Genomic DNA, 15462 nt, shown 5'->3' with positions numbered 1-15462 from the left:
GAGTTAATATCTATAAGGCATGTAAAAAGAATAGAATATTTAAAAAACTCATTTAACAAATTAAAAATGTTTATCTCTCAAAGTAAATTAGATGCAGAGCTTGCTAAATTAATAGGGAATATTTTAACAGATATAGGTATTATAGAGCGTTTAAATCTTATATATCATTTGAACTATATAAAACAAAACAGTATATCAAGCTTAAAAGATTATCAGAATGTTAAGAAGGATGATCTTATATTTGCAGACATTATAGGTACTATAGTTAATATCCTTGAAAAAGAATATGAATCTCCTGATATATTTATCAAACTATCTTCTTTTAATAATGATAATGTTATATCGCACAGCAACAGAGTTTTTATTATGATGGTTGAGTTTCTACATTATTACAATGAAGAGATATCAAGAGGTATAGCTTCAAAACTAAGGGTTGATTATAGAAAAAAATATTATTCTTTTTTTAATGATATAGGAAGGAAATTTAATCTGCTTACTAAGGCTGATAGAATAGAAGATATATCAAGAGTAGGATTTAGAAAAATAGAGCAAAATGAAATAAAATATTATGCAAGAGCAGCATTTTGGCATGATATAGCCCTTGTTGATGTTTTAGCTAATATTCCTATTATTGAGAATAATGAAGGAGATAATCATTCTATACTTGGCTTTAATCTTTTGAAATACTGTATGGCACAAAATGAGTATACATACACTACGGTGGGACTTCATCATGAATATTATGGATTTGGATACGGAATATTTATGAATATGTATAATAAGCAGTTTGCAAATAAACAATACAATAATATAGAACATATATTAACTTATGATCCTAGTGATATTAATAGTTTATTAGCTCTATCATATTTTCCAGCTAAGGTATTAGAAATAGTTGATTCTTATGATAGTTTGTATATTAAATTTTCTAAAAATAAAGAGATTGGAAATATAGCAAATGAAGTTATTTATTTTATGTATGATAACTTTTTGGAAAATAATATAAAAATAGATCCTATAATTTTTCATATATTTATAAAATATTTGAAAAATATTAGGAATGCTTCTATATATGATTGTCCTTTATAATTATTAAAAATTAATTATACTGCTTGACAATTTGTGAAAATCTTATATTCTTATATAAAGATTTTCGTTCTTATTGTTATAAGATGTTTGTATTTTAGGGAAAGTAATTGTTAAAAAGAGATGTTAATCAAGAGTATAAGGGACCTGTTAGCGTATATTTAAAGCAAATAGGTGAAATAAGAAGACTCACTAAAGAAGAAGAATTAGATTTATGGCAGCGTCTTGAAGTTTGCCGAGATAAAAAGGCTTTGCTTTTAGAAAAAGAAGATGAAGAGTCTAAAAAAGAACTTGAAGCTTTAGAAAAAGAAATTGATTCTATACAGCATAAACTTGTCAAATCAAATTTAAGATTGGTAATAAGTATAGCTAAAAGATACTATAATAGCGGTGTGCCTTTTATAGATATTATAGATGAAGGTAATATTGGTCTTATAGAAGCTGTAAAAAGATTTGAATATAAAAAGGGATTTAAATTTTCTACTTACGGAGTTTGGTGGATAAAGCAAAGCATAGTAAAAGAAATATCAAGTAAAAGACATATCATACGCTTTCCTATGCATATAGCAAGATTGATAAAGAAAAGTATACAAACTTCAAAGGTTTTAACTCAGCAGCTTGGACGTGAACCTACTACTGATGAAATAGCCAAAGAAATGAAAATAGACAGAAAAACTCTTTCATATATAATGATCTTTACTCAGGATACAGCAAGTGTTGATTCATTTTTTAAAAACTCTGATAATAATGATATGACTTCTATAATAGAAGATAAAAACTTCCCTTCGCCTCATCAAAAGGCATTTATGGACAGTCTTAGAGATACATTGACTGAAGCTTTGAAATGTTTAGATGAAAAAGAGAGAACAGTCATTATTTCAAGATTTGGTTTGTATGGAAAAGAAGCAAAAACTCTTGAAGATACAGGTAAAGAATTAAATATCACCCGTGAGAGGGTAAGGCAGATTCAGATAAAAGCTATTAAGAAACTTGCAGGTCTTAATTTATCCAAAGAATTAAAAAGCTTCTTGTGGGATTAATTTTGTTTATCAATTAATATAATAAATTCTTTTTTTTATTAAACAATTTCTAATTTTACCGAAAAATTAATATATAAATAAAATCATGGATGGAATTTTATGTCTAACGAAATGAAAGCAAAGTTAAAACCAATTATCATTATAGTAATAGTTCTTGTAGTACTAGTTGCAGGATTTTTTATTGCCAAAAGTATACTAAGCAGTAAAAATATACCTATTTTTGATTTCACTCAAAATGAAACAAACAATATGCCTGAAGACACAATTACTACAGATGATATATTCGGCGAAGATATAACACCTGAAGAAAAAGACTTTTTAGCAACTAATAATACAATAACACCATATAATACTAATAATAATGTTCAGACAAATAAAGATTCTTCTATAAATCTTTCTGGAAATGGTTTGTATGAGGTAAACACAAATAATATACCGGATATACCTCCTTCTTCAAAACCAAATAATAATAGAGGAAGTTCCGCTTATACTTATAATACAGAAAACACAGTATTAGTTACTACTTCTAATACTCTTAGACCTAATAATAACAATATGATGAGCATGCAATTATCTACGAATAATGATGTTAGAATAAGCTCATTTATAATAAACTATAATGACAGATTTGTAGCAAGCAGAAGCAATCCTCTTTTAATAACTTTAGCTGTAAAAACACCTCCAGAAGCAAGATATGCTAAAATAAGAGTGTATGCTAGAAAAATAGATAACAATTATAATATATTAAGCAGAGATTTAGTATTCTATTTACCTAAAATATATGTACTTGACGGTCAGGCTCAGACACAGTTCTATTTTGCTGGAAGAATGTCATCTGGAAATCGTTATCTTCCTAGAGGCAGATATTTACTATATGCTGAAGCTGAAATCACTGATGCTAATGGAATGTCTGTTGGAAAAACTGGCAGATATCCGCTTCCTAAATGGAATTATGTTATAACTTTAGAGTAGTTTTGATTTTTAATTGATTATTAAAGCTCTGATATCGTAATGGTATCAGGGCTTTTTTATGTCTTTTGTATTATTTATACTAAGAGTTTTAAAGCTTGTCAAATGATGAACATTATACAGAATTATCAGCTTTTTGCCAAAGTTTTTATCCTTTGATACACTTCATAAAAAACGCAATTGCTAGAACTTTATATTTTAGATATATATATTAAATGTAGTGGGCAACCCAAATTTAGACTACACTTGATAACACTAAAAGGCGTACTTAATTGACACGCAGAGTAAGACAGACAGGCTAATAAAATAACTGGGGTCTTATGTGTAAAAAGAAAATAAAACTTTATTTTTAACAAATTATATTTGTTTAGGTATATATAAAAATAATTTGAATAAAAAATGTAAATATATGTTTATTTATTTTTGATAATATAGTATAATCTCTATTAAGAACAAAGCTATATTTAAAAAGGAGTTTACAAATATGGTTACAGCTATCACAACGACTGACACAACTAATACTTATGTTACGTCAATAGGCGGGGTAAATATCACTGTTAGAAATAATTTTTCTGACAATACAGCAACAGTAGAGGTAGAACCAAAGATTACAGGCGGTGCTTTAAACGTGCAAGGATAATATTATACCCTTATCGCATGTAATTATCGGTTCTTATTTTTTTTACTTTAATGAAAAAAATAGTTATTGTTCATTAAAAAGTAATGGGGCTATTGGTGGGATAATAGCTCCATTTTATTTTTTATAGTAAAAACTTAATAATTTTCAACTTTATATCACCATTGCAAAAATATTTTAAAATGATAGTATTATATATTATTAATTAATCTAAGGAAATTTTGATGAATATTATGGATATAAAAAACATTGATGATATAAGAAAAAAAGTAAAAACTGTAAAAATAGGAAATGTTCTAATAGGTGCTGATAATCCTATAAGTGTTCAGTCTATGACCAATACAGATACAAGAGATATAAAATCTACAGTAGAACAAATAAAATCACTTGAAAATGCAGGTGTTGATATAGTAAGACTTGCTGTACTGGATATGGATGCTGCAAAGGCAATAAAATACATAAAAAAACAGACTAAAATACCATTGATAGCAGATATACATTTTGACCATAATTTAGCATTGGAGAGTATGAAAAGCGGTATTGATGCTTTAAGATTAAATCCAGGTAATATAAAAAATAAGGAAAAAGTAAAAGAGGTTATAAAAGAGGCTAAAGATAGAAACCTTACTATACGTGTAGGCGTTAATGGCGGAAGTTTAGACAGAAGTATATACAAGGAAGTAACAGCTGAAAATATGGTAAAAAGTGCTGCTGAACATATAAAATTAATGGAAGATTTGAATTTTACCAATATTAAAGTATCTTTAAAATCTTCTGACATAGAAACTACAATAGAAGCAAATATCTTATTTAGAGAAAAATTTAATTATCCAATACATCTTGGAGTAACAGAGGCAGGAACATTAAGAAGTTCTCTCATAAAAAGTACAAGTGCTTTATCATTTTTAATAATGCAGGGTATAGGAGATACTATAAGATATTCTATAACTGGAGATCCTGTAGAAGAGGTAATGGCTGGAAAAATGCTTCTTAAATTTTTAGGACTTAGAAAAGAGCCTTCTATAGAAATAATATCATGTCCTACTTGCGGAAGATGTCAGGTTAATGTTGAAGAAGTTGCTAGTTTTATAGAAAAACATGTTCAGAATATAAAGAAAAATATCACTATAGCTATTATGGGCTGTGTTGTTAATGGTCCTGGAGAAGCTAGGCATGCTGATTTTGGTGTTGCTGGAACAGCAGATGGTAATTTTATTTTCTTTGAAAAAAATAATGAACCTATCAAGGTTTCAAGAGATAATATCATAGATTTCCTTACAAAAAAGATAGAAGTGTTTTAAGTTTTACAAGATAGTTTTGAAATAAGTTTATCGAAATATCAATTTTTTAATTTAAAATATTTGTAGGGATTCACAGTAGTACCGTACACAAGTTCTTTTGTGACACTGTACGCCTTCTGTGTAGCACGAAGAACCAAAAAGACTGCATTTGACGAAGTCCACCTTTATGTGTAACCCAAATTTTAGGTATTACCATATATTTAATACATATCTTTAAAATATAAAGTTCCAGCAATTACATTTTTCACTAAGCGTGACTTTGGTGAAAGAACTGAATTTTTAGTATAAATTTCACTGTACTTCAAGTACTATCAGGTTTAGCCATGACTGCTCTATTTCTTTTTATGCTTAAATATTATAATATTATTTCTTAAGAGGCATTTATAGATATATTATTTGCTTATCATATATTAATATAAAAATACTGATATAAAGAAACTTAGGAAGATATTATTATATTAAGGAGAATTATATCAAATATAGATTCTTATTTTGGAGCTGTGATAGCAGAATCATCAATACTTAAAAATTATAGAAAGCAAAACAATTCAGTCTACATCGGATACATATCAAAAATTATCAGAGTTTATTAATATAGAAATAAGCAAATTAGTTTTAGGTAAGACAATAACTACAGAAGGCAGTTCAAGTTATTCTCAGGCAAATAGATATAAAATAAGAAACATTAAATCATAAGTTAATAATACCATACTGCAGATTTAATTTAGTAGAGTTAGAAGATTATCCTAAATTAGAATTATTCCAACCATATATAAGAAATATAGAACTTATTATTAATGCTGTAAATAATTTATCATATAAAGTCTTGAAAGTAAAAGAAAAAGAAATACAGGATAAAATTGATAAAGTTTATAGTTCCGATTTATCAAAAGCATGTATTTTACCAGAACTAACTACTTTTATTCAAAAAAAATATTGCTTTACTAATAAACAAATTAGCTTAAAAGAGAATATTATAATTAAAAATAATAATAGACATAATGAAATAACAGAAGAATTAGCAAAAGATATTTTATCAAATTCTCTGTATAAACCTGAATCTATTTTGAAAGGGAACCCTGAAAAAGAAAATTACCATAATTTTATTACAAGAATAGGAGAAGATAAAAACACTATTGTTCTTTTAGATGTAGATGAAACAAAAGATTATTATGAGATAGTAAATTATCATATAATAGATGATGATGGATTTTTTTGGAAAAAGAAAAAAGATAAAAAAATAAGAAATAAAAAAAGCTAGCGGAGAGGACTCACATTCCCTCTATCGTATCAATTTAGTAAATACTAAATATCACGGCAGTCGAGTGAGATTTTCTGCAGTTCGCACTAGCTCTATATATTTAGTTTAACAAAGTTTTATGATAAGTCAATACGAAAATAAAAAAATATTAAACAGCGATAAACTAACTATAGTATAAATCTTTTTTCATTGTTTGATTTTATACTGTAGTTATGCTTAGCTTATTTGATACAGCAAAAAGAATATTAAAATCTTTCTTTGCCGAAAGGCACCTACTCGGTGAAGATAATTTATTCAGCATTGATAATATTTTGTCAAATAGAAAAATTGAGGCACTTGTCAGAGCAATAGACAAAGGCATAAAAAAAGATTATGACAAAGTATTAAAAAGTGTGAATAAAGAAGTGCGTTCTAAATTAAAAAATGAATATAATCAATTTATAAAAAAAGGCGTATTCAGAATTGCCCCAAGTTTACAGAAATATAAAATTGAAGATTTAAAGCCTGATTTCAGAAAGGAATTAGAAAGCAGAATAAATGTTTCATTATCGTATATAACAACTCAAGACAAAAACACAATAGAAGAGATAAAAAATAGATTAATGAACTTTGCCTCAATTCCGCACCCTACGCCACAGGCGGACTTTCGTCATAAAAATTTAAAAGAATTAGAGTATGATTTTTGGAATGATGTATTGCCTGCACCAAAGGTGGGCAGTCGCCAAAAAGCTAAAAAGAATTATAAAACTAATAACGCTAAAGGCGGACGTTCGTCGGCACACTGTGCCTGCTTCTCACCAAAAGTAGTATGATTTATGGCACAATACAAAAGGAACTTTCTACGGTCGCAAAAGAACTGAGGTTGCGGCACGACGTGAAGTACAGAAAATATCAAAATTTAAAAAATTAATTTTTTGACTAGCTATATTTATTTAGGTATGCACTAAACATTCTTAAGTTTGTCAATTTTTTTGGTTCTTTTTACCGCCGAAAAAAGATCCAAAAAGTGCAAGTGTAAAATTAGTCCTAAATAATACTAAAATTGTTTTTATATGTAATAAAAATTATCAATTTAAGCTAAAATATAGCTTTTCTCGACTGTGGTCTGTAGCTGCTTCTTTGTGGGAACAAAAGAAGTGAGGTGCTGCGTAGTACACAGCGTGGCGGGGAAATTCCTGCAAATATTGTTAATTAAAAAAATTAATTTTTGACAAGTTATAGTTGTTTAGATATATACTAAAAATATATTTATGATAAAAATAATATTCGATGATATTGATTTTTTTATATCATAATTTTTCTATTTTTTCTATACTAAGCCCTGTTAATTCGCTTATAAGATTTAAATCCATATTTTTATTTTTCATATTTCTAGCTAGAGAATATTTTTCTTGTTCTATACCTTGTTCTATACCTTGTTCTATACCTTGTTCTATACCTTGTTCTATACCTTGTTCTATACCTTGTTCTATACCTTGTTCTATACCTTTTTTCATTCCTTCCTCTATACCCTTTATACGCTCTTCATTAAGCATTAGAACATTAAAATAATCTCTTTCATAATTACTATAGCCATTATATAAATCATTGCTATTAACAAATTTATTATATTCATCATATACTTCTTTCATTATAGGGTTTTTCTTTACTAATATTTCCATAGTATCCTCCAATTTATTCTTAGAATTTAAAAACTCAAACCAATCTGATAAACCTTCATATAAATTATTATTAGCAGCAAATTTTTTCAATTCCAAAAAGTGAATCTCCAAATGATTAGTTAATATATGATTGGTTTCTAACTCTTTAATAAAATAACAGCTATGAGGTTTATCTATACCTTTTATCAAATTAAAATCTAAAATATTAATACTTATTACAGGTGTCAAATCTGAATATATATCTTTGGATTTTAAATTTGTAAAATAATTCTTAGGCCAATAGTATAAACTTCTATATATAAATGAATGGTTACCTATTCTTTGTATTTCTATAATTATAGTTTCACCTGATTTAGTTTTAGCTTTAACATCTGCAATACTTTCCTTATCAAAAACATTTTCTTTTAAATTAAAAGTATTCAGAACTTCTATATATTCAAAAGGCTCTTGATTGGCATCTATTCTTACAGAATTAATAAGATTTTTTAATATATGCTCATGTCCCTTTTTGGCAAACATATAACGCATAAAATAATCATTAAGCACATTAAAATTTTTATTATTTGATTTCAATTCCATAAAGTTATTATAATGAAATATTTATACTTTGTCAAACAATATTGACAAAATATACCATCATAATGTATAATCAAAAAACTAATATTAAAAAGAGGTTTATGATGAAAGTATTAGGTATTATAATATTTATTATTAGTTCATACATTTCTTATGCTCAAGTAAGTGATGATTTTAAAAATTTAGCGGCAACAAATAAAGAATCCGCATTAGAACAATCAGTAATATCAGAAAATCTTGATGAGTTTAAATATGTAATTGAAAATATAGAAAACAATAAAGAATATATAAACTCTATAAGAAACATTGAAACATGGTATAACTATATACCTAATTTAAGTACTAATAATTTCTCTAATTTCGTAAAAGTTTTATTAGATAATGGAATGAATATTAACGAGAAAAATGAAGCAGGAAAAAGCCTTATACTTGATGTAAGTAAGTCCTACGATTCACATCATAAACCTAAATTCGGTACAAGTGAAATTATAGGAGTTCCAGATAGTAAATATAAAATTGAAACACTAATAAATCTTGGAGCAAATATTAATATACAAGATAATGACGGAAATGGTGTACTTCACTATATACTTTCTAGAGATAATATAGGAATAGAAGAATATGATATTTTTGAAATGCTTATAAAAAATGGAATAAATATTAATTTACAAAATAATGACGGAGATACTGCCCTTCATAAGATTTCATATAAAAAAAATAATGGGCATAGAGATATTGATATGGAAAAAAAGTTATATCTCTTTTGATAGAAAATAATGCAGATAAAAACATAAAAAATAATAATGGAAAAAAAGCGTATCCCGGAGCATTTATATATAATATAAAATTAATTTTTAGTAAAATATTTAATGATATATTATACCCTATTTTTATACTTCTACTTATAATTATAGTTGCTATACCATCTTTTATATTCTATGCAATATCAGGATTTATTGAAAATATAGCTGGTTTTTTCAGATAATTGATTTTATACAGCTTAATACTATACTTAAAATATAAAAATACTAAAACTGCAAATTTAAATATGAGATATATATTAAATATATACCTAAACAACTATATTTTGTAAAATTTTAATTATTTATAAATGTAATTATAATTTATTTGTAACATAATGTATTATTAGTAATCAACATAATATGTTTTAGATGTATAGTAAATTACTTATTTGGTATAATAAATAGGAATCAGCCGCATACCCTCACCACAGGCGGACTTCGTCTCGGGTACTTCCTCACTTCGTTCAGTCGCGTTGACATTTGATAAGAATAAACAATACCGTGCGGGAAGGTGCCGCAGTTCACGGTTGACAAACTTAAAAATTTTCAGTATATACTGAAATTAATATAAATAAAATGGAGAGGAATTACCCTCCCCATAAATACAGAAGAAAATAAAAAAGTTTTATTATTTGCTGAAAGTTACACTGCCGCTTTCGCCTTTTCCTTCTGGTACAGTAATGCTTACTTTACAATTAACAGTTTCATTATCTTTAGTAAAATTAAAACTAACATTAACTTTATAATATGTCGGCTGTCCTCCTGTAGAAGGATATTCATATTTTTCAGTTTCAAAACTGTAATCATAAGATTGTTTTTCAGATGTTAAATCCCAAGGTACTAAGCCTCCATATACATTATTTAATGAAGCCAATACTCCTGTGGCATCTGAAGCAATACTAAACCCCACAGTTCCGTCTGCAGTAACAGACATAGTTGATGAACCGCTTTTATATGTACCTATTAAATTTGTTGTTCTTACTTTTGAACAAGCTGTTGAGAATAAAGCTAAAGCTGTTAAAACTAAAGCTATTTGTAAAATTTTTTTCATTTGTTTTACTCCTATCGTTTTTTATTAATAAAAAGTTATATCTCGAGCTATAACCAATTATTTGAAAGATTAATTTTTTTGAATGCAATACAAAAAGATATACTGCTTTATATAACACTAACAATATGTAAAAATATTTATTTATGAATAATAAAAAGCTTACAGATAAATTATTATTATTTACTGTAGACTGTAGACTGTAGACTGTAGACTGTAGACTGTAGACTGTAGACTGTAGACTTGTCTTTAATATGTGAAATTGCTTTTAATATCATAGTAAATGAATTATATATTATACAACTAAAATGTCAATTAAATTTATATATAAATCATCAAAATATTGCATATTATTTACTATATACATTTTTACTCAATATAAGCATTTCTAAAATCATACACAGAAAATATATCGTATTTTACACCATGCAGTTTTTTACTTTGCATAACTGTAGCCTTATCATAGTATATTGGTATTATAGCCATATCCTCTTCTATAAGTATGCGTTCTGCATCATACGCTGCTTTTATCCTTATATCTTCATTGGCATTTGTCATGGCAATATCTACTAAATAATCATAAACTGCATTAGTGTATCCGCCGTCATTACCAAGTCCGTCAAGCTTGAAAAGTCTTAAATAACCAGCTGCCTGATTATAAGCCACACTAGTACCAGCCTTAATCATTTGAAAACTTCCGTCTTTTATTGACTGCAAATATGATGTAGGCTCTTCATATCTTAATTTTAAATCAATGCCTAAATTATTTTTATACATACTTTGAATAGCCTCTGCTACGAAAAGCGATGACGGATTAGTAGTTGTGATTAATTCTATAATAGGGAATTTTTTTATATCACTATATCCAGCATCTGTAAGAAGTTTTTTAGCCTCTTCAATATTTTTCTGATAATCACTTTCTTTTAAAGAAATATATTCTGGTGCATTCTCTCTGAAATCATTAGTACCTATTTTTACATTTATAGGCACAAATCCATCAGCAGCAACTCTGCCGCGGCCTAAAACATTATTGACTATATAGTTTCTGTCTATTCCAAGTGCCAATGCTTTTCTTACCAAAGGATTATTAAAAGGTTTTCGTTTCAAGTTTACCATATAGTAGGCAATAGATGTTATATCTGCCTCTCTTCCTATACCCTGCTCTATTAAAGAAGCTCTTTCATTTTCTGGAGCCTCTGGATAAAATAATATACTGTCTGCATAAATTGCCGCAACAGCAGTATTCACATCTTCCAAAAACTCAAAAGTAATTTTTTGAGCCTTTACATTATCTCTATCCCAATAATAAGGGTTTTTCTCCATCACTATTTTTACAGCCTCATCATATTCTGTTATTATATAAGGTCCATTTCCAATATAATGCTCTTTAGTTAAAGCCCAATCCTCTCCGTAAGTTTCTATAATATCTTCTCTCACAGGCGAAGCAATATCGCTTGCCATAGCCTCTTCAAAATAAGGAAGCGGTATATCAAGTTCTATTTTTAAAGTATAATCATCTAATGCATATACTCCGAGATCTTCTAAACTCTTTTCTCCTTTCATTATAGTCTCTGCATTCTTTATTATATCAAACCCTAAGGAAAATGGAGAAGCTACTTTTGGGTCTATTAATCTTCTTAATGTATAAACAAAATCATTTGCAGTAACTTCTTTGCCGTCTGACCATTTTGCATTATCTCTCAAATGAAATATATAAACTGTATTATTACTCATAGTCTCCCAGCTTTCAGCAAGTGCAGGAATTATAGAGCCGTCTTCATCTCTTTGAGTTAATGTCTCAAAAGCATGTGTTATGTAAACTGCTGTATTTATGCCCTTAGCAAATGCTGGGTCTAAACTGCTTGGCATTCCTCCTACAGAAACTACTATACCATCATTAGATATTTTATTATTAGCAGAACATGAAAATAAAAATATACTGGCAATAAAAATTATTATAAAAATATTATTCTTCATAAATATTTATTCTCTTCTTTTTTATTTATTAATATATTTTTAATGATAAGTCAATATATAATTATGTCAACTATATTATGTTAATAAATAAAGTAATACTATATAATTAAAAATAAAATAATAAATTTTAATAGATTAAAAATTTTACTTTAATACACCCATTTATAGTTTATAAGTCAATAAAAAAACTCAAAGTATATTTATTTTTTTATATCTATTTATAAAAAGTACACCCGCCAAAGTTTTGTTTAACTCATAAAAACATAATTAACGCACGGTTAGCGGCACTATATTTATAATAAAAAATTATGTTATTTTAATGCGTGCATAGTTTTTCAATCTATTTAACATGCGTTGTGTAAGTAAAAAATATAAATAAAGCAAATGTTTTTTGAATGCATTTTTATTAAAAACACTATTAAATAATACACAAAATATATTTTGAATCTACATAATCACAAAGCCAAACCTTATTTTCTGATAAATAGAACTTGATACCATCTTCATACATTTGTTTAACATTTATTTTTATTACAACTGGCTTTCCATGACGTTCACCAACTTTTTTAGCAATATCTTCTGTTAATGATAAATGAACATAAAGCCTTTTCATTTTTTTAATACCTTCTTTTTTTATGCTGTCTATATTATCAATGGAAGTTCCATGAAATAAAATATCTGGCGGCTCTCCTTCTTCAAACTCTAAATCTACATCTATACTATGTCCTTGATTTGCCTTTATTAAAGTATGATTTTCATTAAAACTAAATCTATTTTTATCATTATAAAGCACCACTCTCTCAAGTATATCTCTATCAATATTTTTTCCTTTTGATTTTATTTTCTCTATTAGTTCATAGACATTAGCCCAGCCGTCTTTTGATAATTTAAGCCCTATATACTCTGGTCTGTGCCTCAATACCATACTTACAAATTTACTAATTTTCACTTCTTCTTTATTTAATTTACTATCTATCATTTTTATTTCCTAACATTTAATAAATAAAAAAATAATATTAATATAAAATTATGTCAACTATACTAAAAATTTTTGAGTTTGTCAATTTTTAATTGTTCTTTTTCCCGCCTTCGCTCTACGGGCTTCGCCAAAAAAAACAAAAAGTGCAAGTGTTGAAATTATTATTAAATCATACTAATTATGTTTTATATGTAGGATAAATTACTAAATTCAGCATAAAATGTATCCTTTCGCTACTGCGGGCTGTGCCTGCTTCTTTGTGGCAACAAAAGAAGTGGGGTGCTGCGTAGCACACAGAGTGGTAGGTAAAGCCCCCACAAATATTTTAAATTTAAAAAATTAATTTTTGACAAATTATATTTGTTTAGGTATATATTAATTATACCTTGTAAAAAAATTATTTTATTTTAATATATATTTCAAATATTTTTAAGGATTGTATTATGGCTGTTATAGGTTTATCTGGAAATCTATTATATGAAAATAGTTCTATACCAAAAGCATTTGTTAATCGTTCATATGTTGATTCTGTTATAAGGTCAAAAGGAGTACCTTTTTTAATGCCTATTACAGAAGACGAAGAAATAATAAAAAAAATGGCTGAAAATGTTGACGGAATTATAATGACTGGAGGTGTTGATGTTCACCCTTTTAGATTTAATGAAGAGCCTATAGAAAAAATCGGCACTATATCTGCTGAAAGAGATGATTTTGATTTTAAATTGATGAAATATGCTGCTGAAATGAATAAACCAATATTTGGAATATGCAGAGGAATACAGGTTATAAATGTATATTTCGGAGGTACTTTAATACAGGATATACCTACTCAAAGAAATACAAATATACTTCACAGCCAAACTGCAGAATATCATGTTCCTACACATAAAATACAAATAGTAAAAAACAGTATTATTTATGATATGCTAGGTGATAGTTCAGAAGTTAATAGCTTTCATCATCAGGCTATAGATAAATTAGCTAAAGATTTTAAAGTTACAGCTGCTTCAAAGGACGGAATAGTTGAATCTATAGAATACAAGAAAAAAGATTCTTTTATTTTAGGGGTACAATGGCACCCAGAATTAATGAGTGCTAAAAGTATAAAAATGCAGAATATTTTTGACATGTTTGTAGAAGTATGCAGGTCAAGAAAATAATCATAAAAAATAATTTTTATTTTATTAAAAATATTTATATTTTTGATTTTAGTAAATACTAAAAATTTTTAAGTTTCTAAATTTTTTTGTTGTTCTTTTTCAAACTGTACAGCATACTAACAGTATTTCCTTTAGTTGCAGTAGGACAGAGTTAAAAAGAGGTGAATTATTGTTGTGGCTCATTTTTATTGTTTATTAATTCTGGAAATGATACTATATTACCTACTGAATTTAATATAGCATCTCGACACTTCTTTTTATAGTCATTTTTTATCTCTTCATTATCACATTCTTTTATACATTTTATCACAAAAAATAAATCTGATGTTTTTATTAAAATGATATCCTTTTTTATAGCCCTTTCAATACAATGTTTTGTAAAATGTTCTTCCTCTCTTTCTTCTAAAGGTTTTAATCTAAAAGCATTTCCAAACAATATGCCAATAGGGTTTGAATCTGGATATTCATCTTCATATACATTTAAGTTATCAGATAATTGTCTAAATTTAGTTACATCTATAGCTGAATTGTCTTTACCTTCTACTTCACAGCAAAAAATATCATTTTCTGGTGAAGTTGCTAGTATATCAATTTCTGTATCATTAATTATTATATTTTCTGCTTTATAATCAAGTATATTTAACGCCTCAATAATAATATTTTCTAAAGGTTTACCATTTTCAAATAATAAATCTTTTATAGCTTCTTCTTTTTCTAATTCTTCATTAAGAATAATATTATTATTTTTTAGCTCATATATTTTTTTATTATTATCATTAATTTTACTTATTATATTTTTGGATTTTTTTGTTAAATATATTTCATTATTTGCCCATTCTGGGGCTAATGTTTTTTCTTTATTATATCTCGATTTCTTATCTATTTCTAAAATGATTTTCTGTAAATCTTCTAAGTCTTTATATTCATTAAATACTATTTGAGGTAAAATAAAAACTTCTTCCAC

General features: G+C 26.9%; 13 protein-coding genes and 1 pseudogene. 9 read left to right on the top strand and 5 right to left on the bottom strand.

What is annotated here, in order from left to right; all coding sequences use genetic code 11:
• From KQ44_RS13275 to KQ44_RS13250, 7 genes are all read left to right on the top strand, one after another.
• Positions 1-1089: hypothetical protein (locus tag KQ44_RS13275; RefSeq protein WP_240516700.1), on the top strand; the 1089-nt coding region annotated here is incomplete at its 5' end.
• Positions 1090-1196: 107 nt separating this feature from the next.
• Positions 1197-2126: a sigma-70 family RNA polymerase sigma factor gene (locus KQ44_RS13270; protein ID WP_096737860.1), complete on the top strand. Its 930-nt coding sequence runs from the start codon at positions 1197-1199 to the stop codon at positions 2124-2126.
• A gap of 99 nt (positions 2127-2225) precedes the next feature.
• A complete protein-coding gene (locus tag KQ44_RS13265) occupies positions 2226-3098 on the top strand; it encodes a hypothetical protein (RefSeq protein WP_168171293.1) in 873 nt (290 codons plus the stop codon).
• Between the two features lie 481 nt (positions 3099-3579).
• Positions 3580-3735, top strand: coding sequence for a hypothetical protein (locus KQ44_RS14515; protein WP_008724155.1), 156 nt, complete (start codon positions 3580-3582; stop codon positions 3733-3735).
• Positions 3736-3965: 230 nt separating this feature from the next.
• Positions 3966-5033, top strand: coding sequence for a flavodoxin-dependent (E)-4-hydroxy-3-methylbut-2-enyl-diphosphate synthase (gene ispG / locus KQ44_RS13260; protein ID WP_096737996.1), 1068 nt, complete (start codon positions 3966-3968; stop codon positions 5031-5033).
• Between the two features lie 826 nt (positions 5034-5859).
• A complete protein-coding gene (locus KQ44_RS14510; protein WP_168171292.1) occupies positions 5860-6294 on the top strand; it encodes a hypothetical protein in 435 nt (144 codons plus the stop codon).
• 212 nt (positions 6295-6506) lie between these two features.
• Positions 6507-7106 (top strand): hypothetical protein, encoded by a 600-nt coding sequence (locus KQ44_RS13250; protein WP_096737859.1) that lies wholly within the window; start codon positions 6507-6509, stop codon positions 7104-7106.
• Between the two features lie 477 nt (positions 7107-7583).
• Here the strand turns inward: KQ44_RS13250 and KQ44_RS13245 are convergent, their stop codons facing one another.
• Entirely contained in the window at positions 7584-8534 is a 951-nt protein-coding gene (locus KQ44_RS13245; RefSeq protein WP_096737858.1) for an Rpn family recombination-promoting nuclease/putative transposase, read from the bottom strand.
• A 101-nt stretch (positions 8535-8635) separates the two neighbouring features.
• On the opposite strand from KQ44_RS13245, the pseudogene KQ44_RS13240 reads away from it, so the two are divergent.
• Positions 8636-9516, top strand: a pseudogene (locus tag KQ44_RS13240) (ankyrin repeat domain-containing protein).
• A gap of 446 nt (positions 9517-9962) precedes the next feature.
• Here the strand turns inward: KQ44_RS13240 and KQ44_RS13235 are convergent.
• From KQ44_RS13235 to KQ44_RS13225, 3 genes are all read right to left on the bottom strand, one after another.
• Positions 9963-10385, bottom strand: a complete 423-nt coding sequence (locus KQ44_RS13235) for a hypothetical protein (RefSeq protein ID WP_096737857.1) — start codon at positions 10383-10385, stop codon at positions 9963-9965.
• Positions 10386-10751: 366 nt separating this feature from the next.
• On the bottom strand, positions 10752-12359 hold the full coding sequence (locus tag KQ44_RS13230; protein WP_096737856.1) for a peptide ABC transporter substrate-binding protein: 1608 nt from the start codon (positions 12357-12359) through the stop codon (positions 10752-10754).
• A 418-nt stretch (positions 12360-12777) separates the two neighbouring features.
• Positions 12778-13338, bottom strand: coding sequence for an RNA 2'-phosphotransferase (locus KQ44_RS13225; RefSeq protein ID WP_096737855.1), 561 nt, complete (start codon positions 13336-13338; stop codon positions 12778-12780).
• A 443-nt stretch (positions 13339-13781) separates the two neighbouring features.
• Between KQ44_RS13225 and KQ44_RS13220 the strand changes: the two genes are divergently transcribed.
• On the top strand, positions 13782-14498 hold the full coding sequence (locus KQ44_RS13220) for a gamma-glutamyl-gamma-aminobutyrate hydrolase family protein (RefSeq protein WP_096737854.1): 717 nt from the start codon (positions 13782-13784) through the stop codon (positions 14496-14498).
• Between the two features lie 166 nt (positions 14499-14664).
• Here the strand turns inward: KQ44_RS13220 and KQ44_RS13215 are convergent.
• A partial coding sequence (locus KQ44_RS13215; RefSeq protein WP_205676580.1) for a hypothetical protein occupies positions 14665-15462 on the bottom strand: 798 nt, incomplete at its 5' end.

The sequence above is a fragment of the Brachyspira sp. G79 genome (genome assembly GCF_002379365.1).
GTDB lineage: Bacteria > Spirochaetota > Brachyspiria > Brachyspirales > Brachyspiraceae > Brachyspira.
This window is presented reverse-complemented; position numbering and strand designations above follow the sequence as displayed.

Excerpts from the sequence above, each read along its gene's own strand:
- ispG (WP_096737996.1), top strand. The coding sequence starts at position 3,966 with ATGGATATAAAAAACATTGATGATATAAGAAAAAAAGTAAAAACTGTA.
- KQ44_RS13225 (WP_096737855.1), bottom strand. The coding sequence starts at position 13,338 with ATGATAGATAGTAAATTAAATAAAGAAGAAGTGAAAATTAGTAAATTT.
- KQ44_RS13235 (WP_096737857.1), bottom strand. The coding sequence starts at position 10,385 with ATGAAAAAAATTTTACAAATAGCTTTAGTTTTAACAGCTTTAGCTTTA.
- KQ44_RS13250 (WP_096737859.1), top strand. The coding sequence starts at position 6,507 with ATGCTTAGCTTATTTGATACAGCAAAAAGAATATTAAAATCTTTCTTT.
- KQ44_RS14515 (WP_008724155.1), top strand. The coding sequence starts at position 3,580 with ATGGTTACAGCTATCACAACGACTGACACAACTAATACTTATGTTACG.
- KQ44_RS13230 (WP_096737856.1), bottom strand. The coding sequence starts at position 12,359 with ATGAAGAATAATATTTTTATAATAATTTTTATTGCCAGTATATTTTTA.
- KQ44_RS13265 (WP_168171293.1), top strand. The coding sequence starts at position 2,226 with ATGTCTAACGAAATGAAAGCAAAGTTAAAACCAATTATCATTATAGTA.
- KQ44_RS13220 (WP_096737854.1), top strand. The coding sequence starts at position 13,782 with ATGGCTGTTATAGGTTTATCTGGAAATCTATTATATGAAAATAGTTCT.
- KQ44_RS13245 (WP_096737858.1), bottom strand. The coding sequence starts at position 8,534 with ATGGAATTGAAATCAAATAATAAAAATTTTAATGTGCTTAATGATTAT.